Raw genomic sequence first — 22,755 nt, 5'->3', positions numbered from 1 at the left:
GCTTCGTGTTATAAGTTAAAATTGATACCAAGAGATGTCATCAATGGTTCTGGAATAGCCTCACCGTATTCGGGATCAATCCCCCATTTATTAGCACGCCAGATGGTACCGACATTTTGGATATAGGCGTAAAGTCTCAAGTTTTTCAGCTTCATTTTTTCCGAATTAGGAAATGTGTAACTGAGCTGAATATCCCTTAACTTGATCTGTCCCGCATTTTCAACCAGTGCAGACGACATCTGATAGACTTTGCTCGCCAATGCATTATTTGGATAGGTGAAAGCAGGAACATCGGTAGTGAGCTCATCACCCGGTTTTTGCCATCTCAACCTGTAATCTGCATGTCCGCTTCCACTATTAATAAATCCATTATTATTGAAAGATGTACGACGGAAAACATGTCCCAGCTGATAGGAAATATTACCCGAAAGCTCCAGAGATTTGAACCGGAAAGTATTGCGGAATCCACCAAAATAAAGTGGGCGTAATACGCCACTGTTTTCGAGATTATTCAGATCAGTACTGACGAGAGCAACATAATCTTTGGAGATCTCCCCGTTAAGATAAGCTCGAGGCTCTCCTGTCTCCGGATCCAGTCCAGCCCATTTATAGGACAGTTGTGTATACAGGTCCATTCCCTCTAGAGGCGTCATCAACATGTTGAAAGGCGCGCCTATAAAATCAGTTGGCACATCCTCATCTACATACGATTTTTTGACCTTGGTACGCGAGTAGGAAAAAATAAGACTGCTCGTCCATCCCCAGTTCTTCAACTGTAAGGGTACCATATTCAGTGAAATATCCCATCCCTTTGTATCCAGATTGGCACTGTTGATCGTCAGTGCCCTGAAGCCGGTTGTCGGATCTACAGGTGCCTGCGCAATGAGGTCCTGCGGTTTTTTACGGTAATATTCGACAGAACCCGAGATGCGATTGGCGAGCATGCTAAAATCTAATCCAAGATTCAGGTTTTCCACTTTCTCCCAGCGCAATGCAGGATTGGGCGGAGAAAACATCATCGCATAATTCTGTCCTGTAATGTAGTGTGCTTCACTCTGCACATTCATAATCGGATATGCGGCAACCGTATTATTGGTATTACCGTTGTAGCCGTAGGTAGCACGCAGTTTCAAAAGATCGAATACTCCGTCTTTAATAAATGTTTCTCTAGATGCTACCCAAGCTCCACCTATTGACCAGAAAGGCTGTCCTCTGTCGTTCGTTTTTACACCATATAGATTGGAAGCATCTTTCCGAAAGCTTCCGCTCAGGATATACCGGTCTGCATAGGTGTAAGATCCGTTGGCATAATAAGAAACAAACCGATTTCGATAAGATTCGATCCGATTACGGTCCATGATCGTATTTACACCGCCCTTCCCGTTCAGGACGGGAACTTCAACACCGTACGGGACGGTCTGGAAAGCACCAGTCTCCGGATCATAACCATAATACTGCGATGACGTTAAATCTTTCCCTAGCTCACGGATGTCAAAACCCGCTAATAAATTCAATTGGCTTTTCTTCCATTTCAGGTTATATTCACCATTCAACCGCCCCTGATGAGCATAGCTATCCCAATGGCTTACATATAAAAAATCACCAACAGGAAGGTTCCAGTTCACTTTTTCATCATTCCAGTTCGCATAATAATTAATGATATCCCGCTGATAGAATGATCCTAGTCCTCTCCATATCGTTGAAGGATTAATAGTACGTTGATAGGCATACTGCCCATTTATTTTAAGTCCAAATTTGAAATCATACGTACCCGAAAAATTTAAAAAGGTTTCTTTAATTTTCTGCGTTTCTTTGGATTCATACATCTCTTTTAAGGGATTGAATGACCAGTCCAACAAACGTCCATTTGCCACAGTATCCAGATAACCCGGATTTTTCCGCAATAGCGATATTGGTAAAGGGTTGCCCTGATCATCTGCCAGATCCATATACGGATAATTCCCATCGGCGGCAGCCATACGGTTGTATCCCATCTGTTCATAACTTTCTACAGCTTTTGATTCCGTATAAGTAATACCAATATCAAGCATCAGGTTCTTAACCGGTCTGACCTGTGTAGCGGTCTTAATAGACATCCTGTTAAAAGAGGAAGTGACCAGTTCATTCAGGTTCTTATCATAGCCTACTGAAATCAAATTATTGATATTCTTTGCCCCAGTTTGCAACTGTAGGTTATATTGTTGATTGATCGCATTTCTATAGACATATTTAAGAAAGTCATCACGCATATCTACTTTTTTCAGCTCATTCAAGCCGGCGTTCAACTCCGCTTCCGTTATTTTACCCTCCTTTTTATTCTTCATCAGCAGAATAGCAGGTGTCAAGTTCGAATTCCAGCGGTTTAAATTGGAATTGTACCTCCCTTTATCAAACAACTCATGTTGTAGATCAATAAAATCTCCAGAATTCATCTGCGGAAAATAGTACAGATCGGGTTTAGCCTTAATGCTGAGATTACTGTTAAAACTTACCTGCGACCGTTCATTAAACCTACCTCTTTTTGTCGTGATCACGATAACCCCATTCCCGGACTGGGATCCCCATATGGAAGCTGAGGCAGCATCTTTAAGCACTGTTACATTTTCAATATCATTGGGATTGATATTATTAAAATTGCCTATTCCATAATCACTCAATTTACTTTCATAAGGAACACCGTCCACTATAATAAGGGGCGAATTATGACCGCTTAACGAACTTACACCTCGGATATTGATATTCATCAGATCATTTTTACCCGTATTGTTATAACCAACCTTAATCGATGACAGACCAGGAACAACATCTTCCAATCTACTCACAAAATTGGTCGATACTTTTCTATTGAAGAGTTTATTGTCGACAAATTCAAATGAACCGGTTGCTCGTTCTTTTGGGATTTTCTGATATCCGGTAGAGACAACCTCCACTTCATCTATTTTATTCTCTCCAGGTATCATTCTGACCAATAACGATACCCCTATGGTATAATTGATTTCCTGAGTTTCGAAACCGACATAGGAGAATTTCACCTTCCCTTTTCGGTTTGTGACCAGCAGTTCAAAAGTTCCATTTCTGGATGTTCGGATCTGCAGATTTTCATCATCGACACGGATAGATACCCCCTGCATCGGTGTACCGTCAATGGATGATATCACTCTACCTGCAAGTTCATATTTTGTCTGCCCGTTCACCCCGCTGTCCTTGCGGGGTGTCTGAGCATATAAACTAACCATATGAAAGATCATCAATAAGGAGAGCAGTAATAGCTTACTGAGTAGCAATAGCTCTCCCTTGTATTTACCAAGCTTTTGGAGATCTCTCCAATCCATGGTTTTATATCTATTATCTATTTTCATTGTTGTAATTTCTAATGCATATAGCTCCTGCTTTCCCCTTCAACTACCGAGGGTGACTTGTTCCTAAAGTCTTTTTTCTGCCCTCGGCAGCATCCAGGCTTCTAAACAGTGAAACTATATTCGTTACGTCCCTTTAGGAGACTTTAATTCATGGTTCGTACGACTACTGGATTGCGATTAGCTTTCATGACCATCGTGAGCTGTTCTGCCCAGATGAGTTGAAGAGACTCGCCCGTCATCTTGACGACTTTTCGACTGTCTTTTACGACAGCTAGCTTCTCGATTCTTACATCAAGCTTAAAGTGTTTATTCAGATCGTTCAATATCCGTTGTTGGTATTCTTCGCGTTCCGTCTTGGCAGGTACCGTTAGTTCGTAGCAGTATCCCGGAATATTTCCTTTTTCCTCATTGGGAATAAACCGTTCACGGTCCTCTCCCAGCACCAGTATCTGACTGACAGGAAAGTCGGCTGGTAACGCTAAGGCAAAGAGGTAAATCTCATAGATCTTCATATTAATCAGCGAGATCCGCAAAACATCGACAGCTTCATTGCGCACGACCAGACTAAAGGAATCCGAAGGTTCCGAAAGGCTTATCAACAGCGAATAATAACGCTGTGATGGCCGTTCACCTTTCACATATCTCAATGCAGACAGCGTCGTTACATATCTAAATTTTGGGTCGAATCTTTTAAATAAACATTCAGGTAAAAATGTTGTCATAATTGGTTTTTTAGTAAAAGAGACACGTTTTTCGTTCAAAAACGAAGACAGTTCTTTCCCTGGGGACAGCACATAGCCCTCCCTTTTGCAAGTTTTTTGCATTTTTTTAAGGTTTATAATGAAAGCAGAACTGGAGCTAAAAATTTGGCAATAAGCACCCTGTTCAACTTTCAATAGTTAAAAAATAAAATGGAAAAAATGCAATTTTACGTCTTCGTTTATTGGTTATAATATGGTCTACAATAATGCATTTCTAAATTGATACCGATCATATAAACTAAGTATTCGCTTTTATGATGGAACAGGCATCAAGGTCAATCCTTTTTACCGAAAAGTGCGTGATTAGATTGTCTTAATTTCACCTCTTCTTCTGTTAGCTTTTTGGTCGGCAGCAATGGTATTTCCAACTCCTCCATACTCATCTTATATTTGTGTGCTAGATAATACGCAACCAACGCTCTAAACAAGTCTAGCGAATAAGCTTCTAAATACCGTTTATCTGGTTTCTCCATTATACCTTCGGGATCATCTACATCCCCCAAAAACATGGCTACAATATGATCTCTACTACTGTTTATATCATATTTCTTCCAAAAATTTTCAATATTTACGATTGGATTATATCCCTTTACATGGACCTCATTAAAGACCTGATCAAATGGAATTAATTTAAAAAAATTTGCGTTCATTGTCATAATATTTTTTGAATAATTAAAGTAATTCAAAAGGCATTACTAGGTAAATGTTCTCCTTCCGAATGGTGCATACTTCTCCCTGTATGCAAGCTCTTTACATTTTTTGGATTGAATTAATAGGTTAACTTTAAATCATCTGTATACCGGTAATACAGACAATTATAGCTAGCCAGGTTAAAAATAAATAAGGAAAATGCAATTAATAGTCTTCGTCAAAGGTTATAATGTGGTATTCAGTATTGCATTTTGAATGGATAGTCAGCATAGTGACTTTGCACAACAGATCTAATCTGCCGGCTTGATGATGTTTTTAGTGGTTTGTTTTTTGTTCATAACTCTCTTTTTTAAGGTTTAAAAAAGCTTGAGCAATGAATCAAGTATATAATAAGGAAAGTTCATCAAAAAAGAGATGGGACAAACCTTATTTCCAATCGAGGGTCGTAGGAGAACCTTTTAACAAAAACAAGAGAATGCCCATCTCTCCTTTGGAAATACAAAGATAGAGATTGGGCTTTGATCTCCTGAACTTGTGTCAAATGAAAATTTCCTACGTTTTCGATTACAAGATCCAGCATCAATAGCCTTTAAAATACTAATAAAGATACCATTAAGATATATTCACATAACAAACATAACAACAATATTCGATTATTACAAATTTTCTTTTACACTATTATAGTTCTGAATTATGCTATTTGGGTAAAAGTAATTAACAATGGCAAAAATTAACAGACAATCTCTGTATTTTATAAATGAATCAAAATTCTGGAGATTAGTTAAAGGTTATTCTCTTCGCGAATTTGCAGAAAGAATTAATAAATCTGAAGGCTACACAGGGATGGCGGAAAGTACGGCGACTGACCATAAGTATAACATTGCTGACTATCCTGTTGTTTCTGATGCACTTTGTGTCAATCTTGATCAGTTAACACCTTCAGATGATTGGGAGGTTAGTGACTCACATCTTAAAGTTGAAAAGATTATATTCTCTTTAGAAGATCCACAATTTGCAAAACGAGTAATAATTGCAATACAAGATAGACAGCCCGAATCACTAGCTACAATAAAATGTTTATATAAACATCTTAATCTTCAAACAGAAAAAGAAAAACAAGTTGTAAAGGATGTTTGGGAAAAGTTTGTCATAAACAATAAATAGTAATAGTAACGGTCGTATTTAGCTATCAATTTATTTTAGTAAATTCGAATTATAATTTATAAGCTCACCATTCAGACTGAGGTTATGATTTGTATTTATTAATAATTTGAAAGGTAGCCTAAATTGATTGAAATAGTAAAAAGAGAATCGGTACGAAAGAAGGACGGTCCAGTAGTGACTATGTCTCATATGGATTATCATATTATATGCAAAGTCATTGATCTTATAGGACAAATAGGAATGGATGATGAGGAATTATCGTTTCTACTTGGAAAAGCCAACAATTACGTCTTTAGTTACATCGCTAATCCAAACGATAAAAATAAGTTCAAGTCTGATCAGGTTGACCTGCTCCCCTATTTACTAAATTGTTATTTCTCTGATTTATTCCCGAATAATTGTCCGAAAGGCAATATTCAGCTCTTCCACAGCCAGAAAATAAATACCGACGAAGAAAAAGGTTTTAGTCATATTATCTACGATAGCAAAGGAAAAGGTACTCGAATTATCTGGACAAAGAAGATAAATCAAAAAGGATCGTTCCGAAAAACCAATAAAGATTTACTTGATCTTCTGATAAAATGGATCGATGAGGGTATCCTCGATTTACCAACGCCTTCAATTAATATTTGGAAAAAGCTCATATCGGAATCACAATTTGAATTTTCCATCAGTGATCTAGAAAAATGTATCAAAATACTATCCACGAAAAGCATTTTAACTAAGCAAACTATTGATGGTATTATCTATTATTGGAAGTCTCACCCTCAAACTTCTATAATAGTCCATTACATCAATGCATACAATGCTTTTAAAGCTAAAAGTATGGCCGCTTATATGGCTGAGGATGTTGTATTTGAGAATATCCATGATGGTAATACAACGATGTCGTTAAAAGGCAAAGATGCCTTTCTAGAACAGGCTGTGTCGGTGTTAGATCTATTTGAGAACCGTAAGCAGACCGTCACCTCCATCCTACACCGCAACAATATCTCTGAAATTACAATCGACTACGAAGCTAAATTAGCCAAGGATCTTCCAAATGGTATGAAGAAAGGCCAGGAACTGCGACTTAAAGGCAGGTCAATATTTGGGTTTTCTGAAGATGGAAAGATTATGAAGTTGGTGGATGTTAGTGGGTAGATTTCTATAACAACAGAATTTTTAGCAGAAGGATTATCGCATGATCTACATTCTGAATTTTTTTAATAATCACTAGATTAGTATCATAACATAATAATATGCACAAACATGATTTGCCCTTAGATAGTCTTGATTGGACAACTTTTCAAAAATTCTGTACAGATTTGTTAAAAGTGGAAAACAATACGATTGATTCAAGAGAGTATCTACAATCTGGAAGCAAGCAGGATGGCATAGATATATATGTTACAAAAAGAGATTCGGAAAAGCTTATTGTTGCACAATGCAAGAAGAAAAAATACATCAGCCCAAGTGAAATCAATAAAATTATTGACCTATTTCTAAAAGGAAAATTTAAAAATAAAACAAATGAATTTATCCTTTGTACATCTTTTAACTTTAGTGCAAAAGAAAAGCACGAAGTTGAGCTTGACAGTATACGTACTCGATTAAAATTAAACAATATAGAACTAAGAATATGGGATTTTGATGGTATAAACACCCTTCTTAGAGGAAACTCCTCAGATAAATACATCGCAATTGTTTATCATTATTTTAGACATGACATTACAATCGAATTCTACGGTACCGCTTATAGTAAATATATTGAGAGCCTAAATCTCCCAAAACGTAGGAAATATGATTTTAATATCACAGATTATATTGTTCGGAATGCGCAAATATTAAATGATAATCAGACACATAGGCCAACATCACTTCAAGAAGTAATTAAGCATAAATTTGATTCTTCTTCATTGGTACAAATAATACTTGCTGCATCTGCTGGAGTAGGCAAAAGTATAGAGTTAAAAAACTGTGTGAATTTTATAAATTCCTCTTATAAAGATATTTTCCCAATCTATGCTGATCTGAGGAATTATAATGGAGAAGAGTTGGATATTTTTCTCTTTGGGTCAGACACTTTAAACAACAATATACCAAATGATCGTTTATTCATATTTTTGGATGGGCTAGATGAAGTTTCACCTGATTTATTTCATGTAATTATAAAAAAAATTAATTCTTTTATACAAAGAAAACCAACAAATTTCCTTTTATCCGTTAGAACTAATTTCATTGATAAAAATAATTCTCCCATTTCTAATGCCAATCTATATCTTCTTGAAAACTTAACTAAAGGAGATATTAAAAATTATATCATTCAACAATTATCAGGAAAGTCTGAAATATTCATTGCTGAGTTATACAAATATAAATTATTCGACTATTGCTATACCCCTTTTTATCTGGTTAATTTAATAGATTTTTATAAAAATGGTAATTTTCCTAAGAACAGAAGTGATTTACTAAAATGTATTACACTGAAGAACTTACACAGGGATATTGAAAGATATAGTGACAAGGAAAAAATCAATAGTATATTTTCTATTTCTAAAAAAATTGCATTTTTATCTTCTCTAATCGGGAAAACTGCGATTTCTACTCATGAATTGGAGCAATTTGATATTAATAAGGACAGTATCCAATTGTTAGGTAACTTAAGTATTATTGAAAAAAACACATCAACTTTTTCAGGAGATAAATGGTTTTTCAAACATAAAAATATACAAGAATATCTCACTGCGGAGATTCTTTCAACAGCTGCAAACGTCGATCTTGTATTAGATCTTCTCTTTGTAAAAGAAAATGGTTTAAAACAGGTAAGTCAAAGAATGATGAACATTTTATCTTTTTTAATCTCTAATGAGTCTATATCTGAAGGATTGTTTAACACGCTTTTAACGGAACTAATTGAAAATGATCCAGAAGTATTATTAGAATTTGAAAGCGATAAACTAACAATAGAAGTTAAGGATGCGATATTTTTCAAGATATGGAGTAAATATAAAACAAATGGCTTATCCTTATATTCATCGAGTAAGTTTACGTTACAGGATTTTGCTAGCTTTTGTATTATCGACAAACCAAAGGTTAAATTTCTTTTAAATGAAGTAGAATTTGAGAAAAATATAGGCTTAATTAGAAATGCTTTAGTTTTATTAATAAGTGACTCGCATACTCCACCAATTAAAGAAGTTATAACGTCTACTCTAAATAGAGTATTGTATAACAATCAAACATCAAATTCAATTAAGGGCCACATTTTGGAAACTTTACACGGATGTAAAATTCTGTCAAAGCTCAACTTTAATGATTATTTAAAGTCAGACCTTGACGTAAAAAATATCCAAATTAGAGAATCATTTTTAAGAATTATCAAAGCTGAAAAAATGTACGGATATAATGATTTCATTTTGGAAAGCATAGAAGTTTTTGAGTCTGACATCAGTCATATATATGATCACACTGTTTCTTATTATATAAAGGATACATTATGCAATCCACAGATAACGGATGATCTTACTGTATTATTAAAATATCTTATAACCAATCCTAATAAAATTGACTATTTTCAGGAATCAGAAAAAGTTATATTTGAATCATATGAACTTGACACACTTTTCACAAATGCTATACCCCTAGCAACAAAGGATAAACGTATTATACCTTTGGTGTATAAATTAATGTTAAAACTAGAAATGATAGAATTTGAATATTCTATTTTTGATTCGTTTATTCAATTCTTCAAACAACTAGATATTAGTAATATAATTTTTGAGAAATCATTAAAATGGAAAAGAACTTTATATTTCTGCACATCTTTTTTATCCTTGAAAAATATCCCCTACTTAGAAGAGTTAGCTAAAAGTAACGAGCAGTCTAAAACTACACTCACTGCTATCTTATCAATCTGCTATAAACAAGATGAGATCTTATTTGAGGAAATCAAAAAACATTGGAAATTAAATGAAGGTTATGAATTTCCCACATTTGAAAAAGCAATGTCTCGTGATGAAATTAAAGCACAAAATGACCTCGAGAAACAGTCAATGCTTCTTAACCACGATTTATTTATAGAAGAGGTAACTAATATATTTACAAATTATGGTTCCAATGAAATCAGAAATTATTTAGATCTTATTAAAAGTGGTAAAGTAAAAGATTTAAACTCATTAGCTTTAAAAGAAATAGGTCGTTGGAGTCGTAAAAATCACTTAACATTAAACGAATTTATTGGAAGATATTCAGATCAAAAAATATGGGGAGATTTTAAAATAAATTCTATAATGGGTATGCTAAGAGAAAGAAATCGTAGCAATCCAATAGATGATGATCTACTTTTATTTGCTAAAGATTGGTGCTTAACAAAAATAAATGAAGATGAGTTTGAAGATTGCTTCACACAAGGTAAAAATGGAGTTTTTGACTTTAATAGGGAAAAACTACGCATATTTGAACTCTACAAAATGTTACGTTTTAAGATGTCTGATGAAATGTATTTCAAGCTCTTACTCTATGACCTTTACCCGCCGATGACATCTAATTCTATAACTCAATTTATACTAGAAAACACTCAAGATATTGAAAAATTAAAACAGAAAATTACTTATAATTTACAAAATAAAAAGCTACCACAAAATATTCTATTAAATCATATCTACATAGGAAAAGAGCTGAATATTAGCGGCATAATAGATATAGCTTATAATGAGTTATTAAAACGTAAAGATTTGACATCTCAATCAAAGATTCATTTAAGTAGGTTTTATCTAAACTTAGGTGGCGAATTGGAAGATATAATTGATGAAAATATTATTAAATTACGAATTCTCAATAATGATTCTGATATCTCTTTTGAATTGTATATATTTGTTACTGCTTTACAAAAAGAGTATGATTGGGCATGCTCTATAGTAGATACACTTGTTTTCCAAATAGAAAAATTTGAAACTCATATCCGTTCGAAATTGATAAATTATCTTTTTACTTCTAATAAAGATAATGCAATTCGTACCTGGATATCAGAATCAATAAAAATCAGCGAAAATATTTTATCAGACAAATTGAATAACAATGTCAATAAGCACATTAAGGAATTAAATCATGAGACTGCAATTACATCTTTGATAAATGGTTTAAAAGAAATATATAGTACCATTATCAATGATAATTTCGATAACCACACTTCAATTTATCAAGCTGTAATATCTAATCTTAATACACTAATCGAAAATAATCCTGATGCATTTAGTTATTTAACTCTTGAATTACATCGTATTAAATCTGACTTTCCAAATAATGGAATTAAAGAAATTATTCAAAATCAGATTTTAAAATTTAATAACCATTACTTCAATACAAAGGTGACTGATTTTTCAATAAAAGATGCTAAAGAAATATTTTCAGCTATAACAGATGAGATCTAGTTCTATAACGCTGTTACTTTTAACAAGTATTGTTCTATAACTGGGAGAATAACAAAATTGACCGTCTACCGAAGCAAGCGATCGACTATGCCTATTTACAACAAAATCATCAACTTAAAGACTTGTATATGGTCTTCAACACTTTATTTGGATTAATTGATATTATAGTAGTTTACAATTATGATTTATATATGTCATCAAAATATTAATAGTGAGTAGGAAAGTATTTGTATATTTATTGCATGACTCTGATCTAAAATTGACTTATTAACCAATACCACAATACAAATGAATATATTTATTTCTCATTCTTCTAAAAACTCAAAATATGGCCAAGCTATAGTTGATTTGTTAGTGTAAATAGCAAATTTACTTTCATCAATTTTTAGCAAAAGTATTTCACCACTTTTCTTCAAAAAAATACATTTACTTTTCCGGTGTATTTTCTTGTTTTTTTTCAGGGAAGATCGTCTGTCTGTTATCCATCCGATAACTTGTTCCTTTCAATTTAACAACCTCACATCGATACAATAATCTATCCAATAGTGCTGTTGCCAGCACTTCATCCTCAAGCGTTTCTGCCCACTGTTTTGGAGACTTATTGGTTGTGATAATGATGGATGCCTGTTCATGGAGGTGGTTGATCATATTGAAGAAAGCCACAGCCTGAACTTTGTTGATCGGGAAAAGCATGATATCATCAATAGCCAGTACATGTGCTTTTAATAGACGGTTATATGCATTCATTGCCGATACAGTGATATCCTTCATCTTGAGGATATTGGTTAGTTCCTCCATACTCAGGAAATATGCACGGTAGCCGGCGATCAGAGCGTCATGGATCAGCCCCGCAGCCAGATATGTTTTTCCTGTTCCGCTGGGTCCCATCAGTATCAGGTTATAATTCTGTTCGAGCCACAACAACTCTCTGAGCTGAGCCAGTTCAGCCTTTAATAATCCGTTGGACACATTAAAGTCATAGCTGTCCAGATCATTATGCTTGGGTAATTTGGCCAGCCGGATTCTTCTTTCCAGATCTGCCGATTTTCGGTAGCTCACTTCACTTGCCAATATCTCCATGATAAAATCCATATAGGACGGTTTATCGATCTTTGCCCGATGGATCAGTTCTTCCGGAGCTTTTTTGAGATTGGTCAGACGCAATGTCTCTGCATGTTCTTTGATTTGTTTGATCTGTTCCATGATTAGTTGAGTATAGATTCATAATAATTGATATTACTGGTTTCAGGATCCAGGCCCTGCTGTAAATGCGTAGTGTCAGCACTGGATCCGACTGTTAGATATTCTGTGCCTGCAGGATGCAGTTTCTTCTGCAGATTGAGAACCTGGGAGAATTCATAGGCATTGAAGATTTTGTTTTCCAGACATATGCCCAATGTCTGATCTATAGATTCCTGCGATGCACTCTTGAGATTTTTAAGGATCACTTTCAGACTGTCATGGTAATACCTCGGTCTGTTTTCTTTTAAAAGCGTAAGATAAATGACCCCATTATTATTGTTAAAAAGAGCGACCACTTCTGTCGTTGTTTGTTCAACACGGTCTGAACCGGTTCTTTTATGTCCTTCAAGACGTACGATATAGCCTTTCTGCTGTGAGATGATATGCCGTGCCACTATCTGATTCGCTTCGCTATAGATGCACATACTGCTCCCCTTGATTTCAAGCAGTACTTTGGTTCCCTGACCTTTATAACTTCCAGATGGAAGACTATAGTAATTGCCACGATAGGTAATACAGTTATCTTTTCTTACAAAGTATTCAGGTAACATTGTCTTAGGTAAAGTTGGAGCAGCAGTGATAGACTGCAGATACTTTTGCTCCATCAGCCACTCCTTATGGGGTATCTTACCGGTGCTGCCATGTACTTTTCCGTTGCCACGTCTTTTAAGCCAGTCCAGAGCCTCTTTCTGCAGGACAGGAACTGTTTTATATAAGCGTCCACGAAGAAAGTTATGCTTTACATATTTGACCACATTTTCTATTTTTCCCTTTGATTCAGGGTCAGCCTTTCTGCAGAACACTGGTTCAAATGGGTTACTGTCACAAAAAGAACGGAAACCGTCAGTCAACAGGATATCGCCAAGGTTTTCTTCCTGGATAAATACCCGGTCCTGGTCATAGATGATCTGCTGAGGGATACCCTGAAAAAACTCAAAAGCAAGTTCATGTGCATAAACAGCTGTTGTTGTGGTAAACGGATGGTTCTGGAAGTAAACAAACTTTTGCCGTGAGCGGCTCAGTACCATTGCAAAGAAGTAAACTTTCATCTGGTAAGTGGTGTCGGTCTGCATAAAGGCCTGTCCAAAGTCAACCTGTGCCTGCTGGCCATAAGGTGTATCCGGCAATTTTTCATAATCACGCGCCTGTTTATCCCTGTATTTTACCAGACCATGTTCAAGACGGATGTTCCTGACAAAATTATAGATGGTTTTGCTATGTACCGTAGGGAGGTCGGAATATCGCTCCATAAGGCGATCCTCAACCTGTGCTGCGGATAGATAGGGCTGAAGTTCCAGGGTTTTTTTAACATAACTGTAATAGACCGAAAGTTTCTTGGGGAGATTTCTGGGCCGTGAGATCCAGTCATGGAAACCTTTTTCTGAAAGTGACAGATACTTGCGTACTGTAGCCCGGTCTAAACCGGTTTCAACATGAATCTGACTTATGTTTAGTCCCGATCCAATTAATTCTTTAACTTTGTACCACATAAAAACTCTGTTTTTATTAAGAGGCCGACATTGATTTTGTTTCACACCAAAAGATGCGGCCTTTTTTTAATTTTAGCTAATGTAATGGCGAATTACTTTTGCTAAAATCTGTTGATACAAAGTTGCTACTTACAGTTAGTCTCGATAGATATTAGTAGTGATCAAATAATTTTCACTAGTAATGATGCATTTGGGATACCCTCTGGGCAAAATATATTCAATTGGCTCAAAACTAAAATTACAGAAAAACCACATGTGATTTACTTATTATCTCCTGATTATTATAGAAGTATCGCCTGCTTAAATGAGATGGGAGCCGCGTGGATAGTCGAAAATGAACACACTATAATTTTTACTCCCGAATTTTCGCCTTCAAGCTCTGAATTTCAAAGTGGCGCACTAGACCCAAGAGAAATTGGATTTATGATTAATAACCATGACAGAATAACAGAGTTTGTAGAATCGTTAAGATTAAATTTTCCTATATCAAAACAAGCAGTTTTTGTTAGTCAAAAGATAAGAGAATTTGTAGCTAAAATTGAGGTAATTTCTTCCGATAGTTATGTATTAAAAGTAAGTAACCCAATTGAACCAAACACAAATTTAAGTATCGAGAACCACAGTTTAATAACTTCGAATATAAATTCTGATCAGATAGATAATTTTTCAAAATCTAGTTCTATCCATTTAGATAAATTCCTAAAAGAATTACAGGAGGGACGACTCAAAAATGAAGAAATTCTAATATTGCGCTATGCAATTGATACTGCAAGGTTTAACCTTGGGGTAGGTTGGAGAACCACTGGGGAGATTGAAAATATAAAAACTTGGGAGGACGTTAATTCTCTCAATTCAACTCTATCTAATAAATATGATGACTTAATGCGTCGTTTAGGGTTTAAGAAATTGACAGAAGTATCGGAATTAACAGGTTATAATAATCCTCGAGAAGTTATGTTTATTCAGCCCTTAATAGACGTTTTACTAGATCCACCTGCTTTCCTATACGAACAAATAGAAAAAGTTGTAAGTGAAAATATACAAAGTTTACCGGTGTGCGATACGACGGAGCAAGACGATTTACCATTTTAAACAGACATTTGTACATAATCTACAATTTTGTAAAGGTTTAATTGTGTCGCACTTAAGATTTGATTGTGAATTACGGATTTTCATAATATTACTATTCCTCAAATTAGCCACAATCCATTATAAGACAGCATACATACATTGGAGACTGACCGATAAGCAGGCGAGTCAAACTCGAAAAGCATAAATAATGACAAACTGAGAAGCATTGAAAATGAAATTATATGTAATATTATTTCGTTTTTAACTTAGTTTGGCATATATTTATGACGGTAATTCCAAAACGGAATGCCGTTTAACCTAATTTTATATTTTTATTTTATGGCAGGAACAGCTGTTTTATCGCTTGTAACATGGGTTGCTAGCAAGCTAGCGGACAAGGGATTTGACTTAATATTAAATAATTTACAATCGAATAAAAATGAAATTGATAAACTATTTAGAGACAAAATTAAAACTGTTTCAAAAAAACTTAGCAAAGAATTCCCTGATGTTCTTGGTGGAGATATTGATTATTTCCTTAGACAAGATTTTTTCTTTGAAGAATCAATAAAGTTTCTATTTGTAAATCAAGTAATTGACATAGAAATAATCTCTGAAAAATTTGATAAGTCAACATTACCAAAACAATTCCTACTAAAATACATAATCTATTTAAAAGAGGAAGTAAATAAAGAGATAGTATTTGCTCCCCTTCTTGCTAGCAAAGAGATTTACATAACTCTGAATGGCATTTACAAGACGATTCAAGAAATAGCAAAAAGCTCCAATCTTCAAGAAAAAGAAATAAAACAGATACAAAATCTTTTAGAGAGTCAGTTTAAATCCAGTTTTAATATAGACAATTTTCTATCGAACTATCTTAAAGTATTAGAAAATAATGTAAAAAGAGTAAATCACATCGGGCTTGGTGTAGATCAATCTATAAAAAGAGGAAAGAGTAAAGATCTATCTGCAATATTTATACCTCCTTATTTTATTTTAGATAGTCAATATCATAAAAATAAAGAAACTAAGCAAGGAATTAAATTTGATGGAGATTTATTTCAATATTCGAATGATGATCCTTTTGAAGATGCAAAAACCAAAATATCATTTAATGATATGTTTGAAAGACCTTACAATTTTGTGATTCTCGGGAATCCAGGAGCAGGTAAATCACTTTTATTAAAATCAATCCTCCTTTATATCTGTGGAGATAATAAAATTAAAATTTCCGATCAATCAATAAAGCAAAAAATTCCATTTAGAATAGAACTAAAAAACTATCTGGCATATAAAAAGCTATCTTCAGGTAATATTGTTAAATATATTTCTCATTCACTATCATATGATTATTCGCTCAGTAATATTTTGGTCGATAATCTTTCCACAGTTTTCAATGAATATGAAACTCTAGTTCTATTTGATGGTCTGGATGAAATATTTGATGTGAAAGATAAAATAGAAATAAAACATGATATAGAAAATTTTCATAAAATTTATCAGAAAGTACGTTCAATTGTAACATCTAGATTTATTGGATATAATGATGCAAAATTAGATGATAATAATTTCTGTGAGTTGTCTATGTTATCTTTTAACTCAAGTCAAATAAAAGAATATGTTAAAAAGTGGTATGAATTAGAAGAAGATGACGATAATCAAAGAGAAAGAGAGAGCGGGGACTTTATCGCTAAAATGTCCAAAGTAGATAATGAGCTGTTGGGAAATCCCCTATTGTTATCTTTAATTGTTATCCTATATAGAAATAATTTAAAAATTCCCGAATCGAAACTTGAGATTTATCAAAGTTGTACTAATACTTTAGTCGATAAATGGGATGCTATTAAAAATTTAGATATTGATCTTGATAAGGATATCCTTCAAAAAAAAGAACCTATATTTTCAGATTTGGCACATTGGCAATATGAAAAACTGAGTTCAAAAGAACCAAACATAAGTTTCTATAATGCCAAAAGAACGGTTGCAAATTCTTTATTGAAAAAAAATCTAGCCGACGATGATAACTGTGATATTTTAGCTGAATCATTTTTAGATTATGCACAGAAAAGATCTATATATTTTGATAATAATTTTACCCATAAAACCTTTTTGGAATATTATACTGCATATTGGCTATATTCTAATATTGAAAAAAAACACAAGACAAAAGAGAGAAATAAAATTATCGCGAAATACATTGCAACGCCCTATTGGACTATAGTACTTGAGCTATTTCTAAATTTGATTGATAAAGATCAGCCAGATGCTGAAATATTAGATGATATCATAAGTCAGAATATGAAAAGGTCAAGTTCATTTATATTTTTATTATATGTTGTAAATAATTTAAAAAACGTTAGCAATAGTAAAGTTAATGATCTTCTTGTTGCAATATTTCGATATCTATTAACCACAAAAGGAAAATTTAGCAAATTAAAAGAATCTGTATTTTCTAGACTTCAAACATGGTCGGAGAATGAACAACAACAATTATTAATTACTGCATTCAATTCCATTCATCCTAAAGACGATAAAGAGCTTGTAGATTTGTTAATATTGCAAGCTGAGATAATGTTTTTCCCAAGTAATGAAGATGATTATAACTTATTAGATTCCTTAAAAAGCAAAAATAATTTCGAGAAATTATTAAATGAAAACAAATATCTTTATACACTTGTTTATTTTCATGAAGGGTTTTTATTAGAAAAATTTGATAATTATCTTGAAGTAACAGTGAGATTTATTAATAATTTTGGGGTAAAAGAATTAATATATCGAAATCCACCACTATATGCTAGAAATTTAATTGGAAAATTCTTCATATATTACTGGAATATTCAAATAAATGATAAAAACATTAATGATTTAAATAAAAATTTAACAATTTTAGAAAGTAATGGAGTTGATTTGGATTTTCATATTAAATTTCTAATAGAAATTGATTTTTTTCATCATTATAATATTTTTGTATCTGAAGTCTTAATAAAAAGTTTTCAATCAACTAAAAGCGTTTTGGAGAAACGATTATATTTTTTACTTATACTAGATTCTCTAAATATGAAAAATTTTAATAGAATTAGAAAAAATAATGATTTTGATATTAAGAAATCGGGAATATCAAAAGAATTAGAGGACTTATTAATAAAAGTTTTAAAAGTTAGAAATGCAAAAGAACTAACTGTTTTTATTGGAAATATTACATAGATTAATACTTTTAAACATCACCACTCACAGAAACCCTCAAAGGTTTCAAGTGAGTGGTGATGTTTAAAAGTGAGATGCCAAAATTTTTCTTTTCTAGAAAATTATATCTTGATCTTCGAAAAAGTATAATAACAGCGCAAAATTTGTTTTCCAACTTGCTTTGACTTATATTTATGATGGTATTTCAATAAACACCTAATTTCTTTATTATATTGATTTAAAAAATAGATTATGAATTGGATTGATACAAGACACCGATTGCCTCAGGAGGATAATACTGCTTATGTAGTTTCAGTAACACGAGATAATTATACATTTAAAGCAATAGCATATTTTAGTCCTGGTACACAAGAATGGTATTATTCAGATAAAGGAGCAAGAGGAGATTTAATTACAGACCGAGTAAATGCTTGGATTGAGAATCTTGCAATTTATACGAGGTAATATACTTTTAATCCCCTCACAATTTCAATTTAGGGAACTAAAAAAGATGAGACACCAAAATTATTAGGGAATATAAGAATTAAATATTCATGGCTCAAAAAATGCCTTAATTACATGAATAACCATTCGCAATTTCTTTTTTAGCTTTATTTGGCGTAATTTAATGATGGCAATTGCAAAATGGAATGCCTTATAACCTAAAAATTTTATAAATGTTTATTACAAAAACCAAATCAATAGATCATAATGGAGAAGTAATTGATATAATTACAACTGAAACATATGAATCATTTTCTGAAAGCATACTAAATCTTGGTGACATAGAATCCAAATCTAAGTTAATAAATGGCTTAAGTGTAATGTTTGATTTAGAGGGGTTTACAAACTTCTGTAAACAAATTGACCCACAATTAGCTGTTCCAGAATATTTAAGTGAGTTTTTAAAATGGATTTTTAAGAGAGTTAAAGAAGAACTAATTGACGAGGTAATTGCAGATGGTTATCAAATTTATGCACCATTTCCATTTTTGTCAAAATTTTTAGGTGATGGAGTATTGTTTTTGTGGGATACTGAGAATATGGATCAAAATGAGATAACAAATATAGTTGCTTCAATGCTAAATATTTGTAGAGAATATAGTAAAAATTTTTATCCCGAAATTTCTAAAAAAATTACAGATGCACCTAAAAAACTCAGATGTGGGATCGCGCGAGGTGCAATTTATTCAGTAGGGAGTGGAGAAGATTTTATTGGGCCTTGTATTAACATGTCTGCTAGACTTCAAAAATTATCATCTTTAGGATTCTGTTTTTCAAGAAGAGGGATTAACCCAGAGGTTATGAGCACTAATTTTAAAGAACAATTCATTACAAAAAAAGTAAATATAAGGGGAATAGGGGAAAATGAGATAGTTTGCATTTTAAAAAGTGAATTCGAAAATTTAACACCGGAAGAGCAAAAAGCTTTTAGTTAAACACATAGCGTAAGATGCTTTTCAATTAATAACCAAACATGAAACTAAAATTTTTCAACCTCGTTTTATATTATTTAACGAGGTTGAAATTCTAAATATATCCTTCGTCTCTAAAGCTGTAATACCCATTTATACGTCTGATAAAATGGTCAGATACTTGGATATTTAAAACCTTACCAGCTTCAATAGCTTTTTTCGTAATTGCGTGATCATGTGAACTGGGTATTAGTTTACCCGATGGATGATTATGGGATAAGATAATTTTAGATGCAAAGCATTTAAGAGCAATAGTTTTCATATCCACACTCACGGAAGCTATCCCTCCCATTGCAATATCTGATATGCTAAGTGGATATACTGGAGCATGAGGTAGGGCAGTTGAGTATGGGCTTTAACGCAATATTCATCCCTAAAATTAATTCGATTCTGAGGGGTCAGTATGGTCCAGAATATCCAACACCAAAAGATGCGGCCTTTTTTTAATTTAGCTAATGTAATGGCGAATTACTTTTGCTAAGACCTCGAACTGTCTTTTTGGTCTTTCCATTGCGCCCTGAATATTCACGGCGATTAGCGTTACCAGAAGTCTTGTTCTCTTGAATATGACTACTTAGCTCTCCAACCATCATGGACTTCAGTAAATACGCCAGAAAGCCTTCCGTGGGAGGTAAACTCTTTCCGTTGTAAAGAACTTGAATAGCTTCCTCTTTGAAGCGTTCGAAACGGTGAGGCTCACTTGAATACAATTAAAAAACAAATACTAATGAAAAATCGAATGGGGTCTTTTCTTTCATTACCATGTCGTTTGAATAATTAAACATAAAAAATCTTATTGATTATTCCGTTGACACAGTTCACGTTAAAGTCTCATCGTTTCCTTTTTACCAATACTTACAGTAATGAAGAAAATTGGCTCAATGTGTTTTACCTAATTGCACAGTAATATATTATAATCTCTTAACTTTGCAAAGAAAGATTTTTATCATCATTCTCTCTGCTCAGCTGATCCCAGATATTTCTAGGCTGGTTCATTAAATTAGGATTTTTGTTTAAATAATGAAGTTGAGTCAAACTCAACGTTTGAACATTCAGACTGACTACACCTTCCTCATTTGTTACCTTTACAACTAGTAAGGAACCTATCCGTATTGCAGCATTTGGAACATCTTTTAATGATAAAATAATATTTGTTAGTGCTTCAGATTGATTTTTTTCCACCTCGGACTGATCTTTTAAAATTTTGACTTCTAACGCATATTCAGCCTCTTTAAGCCTCGAAGTTACCTGTTCACTTGTGAAAGCTCCACCTGATTTAGCTATGAATTTTTTCCACCATGATCCTTTCACTGCATCAAGTTCTAAATAAACTTTAAAGTCTATTTCTTCTAGAAAATCAAGAACCGAAGTATAAACCTGAAAAATGTCATCTGGATTATCCGTATCAAGATAGATCTCAGTATTTAAATATTGTATTGAAAGATCATTTTCACGATTATTTACATATTGATAAAACTTCTCATTTAATTCTTTATACTCATATTCTATATGATTTATTTTTGAAAGCTCATTTTTTAATCTTTCATCTTTTACTTTATTTTCTAGCAAAAGCGATTCGTATTGTTCTTGCATATGCAATATCGCCTCAGTCAACATATCAATTTTATCATCAACCCCCGATTCACTGACTTTTTTGTTTAAAGAGCTTGCAATAGATAAATTTGTTTTGTAACTACCACTTAAAAGAAATTCTGAACTTAAATTCGTACCTCCATAATAAAATTTAGAACTAACATTTTTTAATAAACTAATTCTTTCATTAATTTTTCGTATTTCCTCTTTAAAATTATCTGCTAATTCTTTATCGAAGTCATTTTCTGTATTGATCATTGTAATTCACTAATATGTTTTAATAAAATCAGTCAATAAAAAAACACTTTATGATGTTATATTAACTAAATCGAATATAAGGATAATAAATAAAAGCTCAACTAAATCCCACATATTTATGATTTCATATTTTAGGATTGGATGACCAGCTAAAGTGATGGATAAAAAATGCTGGTACATTAACAATTTTCTCCTTCGCTTAAAGGTAATAATCATTATACAATAAAGATGGACTGGCGAAAACAAATCCTGTGAAATCATTTCTTTTATCTTCAATTTGTTTAAGAACGCAAAAGTGAGAAATTTGCGCTAAGAGAAAGCACCAATAGAGTTTTTCTATCCTGATCTACGCTAAAGCTGAAATCTATTTTTGGCAATAGCAATCATTGAACAACTGGAAATTCTAATTGAATTGAAATTAGAGGACAAGTAACAAATATTGAAGGAATGGACAGTGACGTTTTTGAAATTGTAATTTGTGGTATATCATATCCATTTTTTGAAGAAGAGTTTCCATATCACGTAAAAACATATAATGACCAATTCAAAGAAATTCAATGACGATAGGTACATTTTGATTACTCATTAATCAACCAATCTCGTCTTCAATAGCTCCAACTCCCCTGCTATAAGATCTGGCCAGCGAGCAAAACCTTGTCTAATAATCTCTCCACCATCTGCTAACGTAAATAGCTGAGAGATGCTGAAGGCAGACTCTCGGATACCCGCAATCTGTCTAAAAGTTAGCTGTGATCTAATTTTACCTGTTCTTACAACTGTAGGATGATTGAGTATATATTCCTGGTGTATTTGCTTTAAATTCATCTGTATAGTTTTTAAAAATTCATAGATCAATCAGAAAACCCTTAAGAATTTTCCTTCTAACACTTCCTCTGGCACATCTAAGATCTGCTCGATCGCGACTGTCGCAGACGCTTCCTTAAATTCACTCATAAACGCCCATAGGTCGTTTACTTTTGTCGGGACAAAATGCTGTATAACATCATCCACACTATTGTCAGACTTCAGGATATTATATCCCTTATGCTTTAAGTCCTTCAAGATCTCGGTTGTCAATGGTACATTCATCGCAA

General features: G+C 33.2%; 16 protein-coding genes. 7 read left to right on the top strand and 9 right to left on the bottom strand.

The features are described 5' to 3' along the window. Window positions 1–8 precede the first annotated feature (8 nt). The 3 genes from JAZ75_RS17360 to JAZ75_RS17350 form a co-directional block, all read right to left on the bottom strand. Window positions 9–3,359, bottom strand: a complete 3,351-nt coding sequence (locus tag JAZ75_RS17360; protein ID WP_208697022.1) for a SusC/RagA family TonB-linked outer membrane protein — start codon at window positions 3,357–3,359, stop codon at window positions 9–11. Between the two features lie 143 nt (window positions 3,360–3,502). After that, window positions 3,503–4,183: a hypothetical protein gene (locus tag JAZ75_RS17355; RefSeq protein ID WP_208697012.1), complete on the bottom strand. Its 681-nt coding sequence runs from the start codon at window positions 4,181–4,183 to the stop codon at window positions 3,503–3,505. Window positions 4,184–4,395: 212 nt separating this feature from the next. After that, a complete protein-coding gene (locus tag JAZ75_RS17350) occupies window positions 4,396–4,770 on the bottom strand; it encodes a hypothetical protein (RefSeq protein WP_208697010.1) in 375 nt (124 codons plus the stop codon). Between the two features lie 721 nt (window positions 4,771–5,491). Between JAZ75_RS17350 and JAZ75_RS17345 the strand changes: the two genes are divergently transcribed. From JAZ75_RS17345 to JAZ75_RS17335, 3 genes are all read left to right on the top strand, one after another. Then, window positions 5,492–5,935: a hypothetical protein gene (locus JAZ75_RS17345; protein WP_208697008.1), complete on the top strand. Its 444-nt coding sequence runs from the start codon at window positions 5,492–5,494 to the stop codon at window positions 5,933–5,935. 123 nt (window positions 5,936–6,058) lie between these two features. After that, window positions 6,059–7,078 carry a nuclear transport factor 2 family protein gene (locus JAZ75_RS17340; RefSeq protein ID WP_208697006.1) on the top strand — a complete coding sequence of 340 codons (1,020 nt, stop codon included), beginning with the start codon at window positions 6,059–6,061 and terminating at the stop codon, window positions 7,076–7,078. A gap of 98 nt (window positions 7,079–7,176) precedes the next feature. Next, window positions 7,177–11,346, top strand: a complete 4,170-nt coding sequence (locus JAZ75_RS17335) for a restriction endonuclease (RefSeq protein WP_208697004.1) — start codon at window positions 7,177–7,179, stop codon at window positions 11,344–11,346. A 426-nt stretch (window positions 11,347–11,772) separates the two neighbouring features. Here the strand turns inward: JAZ75_RS17335 and istB are convergent, their stop codons facing one another. Both istB and istA read right to left on the bottom strand, forming a co-directional pair. Then, on the bottom strand, window positions 11,773–12,549 hold the full coding sequence (gene istB / locus JAZ75_RS17330; RefSeq protein WP_208696995.1) for an IS21-like element helper ATPase IstB: 777 nt from the start codon (window positions 12,547–12,549) through the stop codon (window positions 11,773–11,775). Window positions 12,550–12,551: 2 nt separating this feature from the next. Then, window positions 12,552–14,078, bottom strand: a complete 1,527-nt coding sequence (istA, locus tag JAZ75_RS17325) for an IS21 family transposase (RefSeq protein ID WP_208696993.1) — start codon at window positions 14,076–14,078, stop codon at window positions 12,552–12,554. A gap of 309 nt (window positions 14,079–14,387) precedes the next feature. On the opposite strand from istA, the gene JAZ75_RS17320 reads away from it, so the two are divergent. From JAZ75_RS17320 to JAZ75_RS17305, 4 genes are all read left to right on the top strand, one after another. Then, entirely contained in the window at window positions 14,388–15,170 is a 783-nt protein-coding gene (locus JAZ75_RS17320) for a hypothetical protein (protein ID WP_208696991.1), read from the top strand. 318 nt (window positions 15,171–15,488) lie between these two features. Continuing rightward, window positions 15,489–18,356, top strand: coding sequence for an NACHT domain-containing protein (locus tag JAZ75_RS17315; RefSeq protein ID WP_208696989.1), 2,868 nt, complete (start codon window positions 15,489–15,491; stop codon window positions 18,354–18,356). A gap of 231 nt (window positions 18,357–18,587) precedes the next feature. Beyond that, on the top strand, window positions 18,588–18,800 hold the full coding sequence (locus JAZ75_RS17310) for a hypothetical protein (RefSeq protein ID WP_208696987.1): 213 nt from the start codon (window positions 18,588–18,590) through the stop codon (window positions 18,798–18,800). 212 nt (window positions 18,801–19,012) lie between these two features. Further along, window positions 19,013–19,774 carry a hypothetical protein gene (locus JAZ75_RS17305; RefSeq protein WP_208696985.1) on the top strand — a complete coding sequence of 254 codons (762 nt, stop codon included), beginning with the start codon at window positions 19,013–19,015 and terminating at the stop codon, window positions 19,772–19,774. A gap of 91 nt (window positions 19,775–19,865) precedes the next feature. On the opposite strand, the gene JAZ75_RS17300 is transcribed toward JAZ75_RS17305, so the two are convergent. The 4 genes from JAZ75_RS17300 to JAZ75_RS17285 all read right to left on the bottom strand — a co-directional run bounded on the left by JAZ75_RS17300 (window position 19,866) and on the right by JAZ75_RS17285 (window position 22,750). Continuing rightward, complete coding sequence (locus tag JAZ75_RS17300; protein ID WP_410528629.1) at window positions 19,866–20,108, bottom strand: JAB domain-containing protein; 243 nt, start codon at window positions 20,106–20,108, stop codon at window positions 19,866–19,868. Between the two features lie 623 nt (window positions 20,109–20,731). Beyond that, window positions 20,732–21,661 carry a hypothetical protein gene (locus tag JAZ75_RS17295; protein WP_208696981.1) on the bottom strand — a complete coding sequence of 310 codons (930 nt, stop codon included), beginning with the start codon at window positions 21,659–21,661 and terminating at the stop codon, window positions 20,732–20,734. A 585-nt stretch (window positions 21,662–22,246) separates the two neighbouring features. Further along, the gene (locus JAZ75_RS17290; RefSeq protein WP_208696979.1) at window positions 22,247–22,486 is read right to left on the bottom strand and encodes a hypothetical protein; all 240 of its coding nucleotides are present in this window, start codon (window positions 22,484–22,486) and stop codon (window positions 22,247–22,249) included. Between the two features lie 30 nt (window positions 22,487–22,516). Next, the gene (locus JAZ75_RS17285) at window positions 22,517–22,750 is read right to left on the bottom strand and encodes a hypothetical protein (protein WP_208696977.1); all 234 of its coding nucleotides are present in this window, start codon (window positions 22,748–22,750) and stop codon (window positions 22,517–22,519) included. Between the last annotated feature and the right edge of the window lie 5 nt (window positions 22,751–22,755).

The organism is Sphingobacterium sp. UDSM-2020 (genome assembly GCF_016132525.1).
Lineage (GTDB): Bacteria > Bacteroidota > Bacteroidia > Sphingobacteriales > Sphingobacteriaceae > Sphingobacterium > Sphingobacterium anhuiense.
The sequence above is the reverse complement of the archived record's forward strand: the minus strand, read 5'-3'. Positions and strand labels throughout refer to the sequence as shown.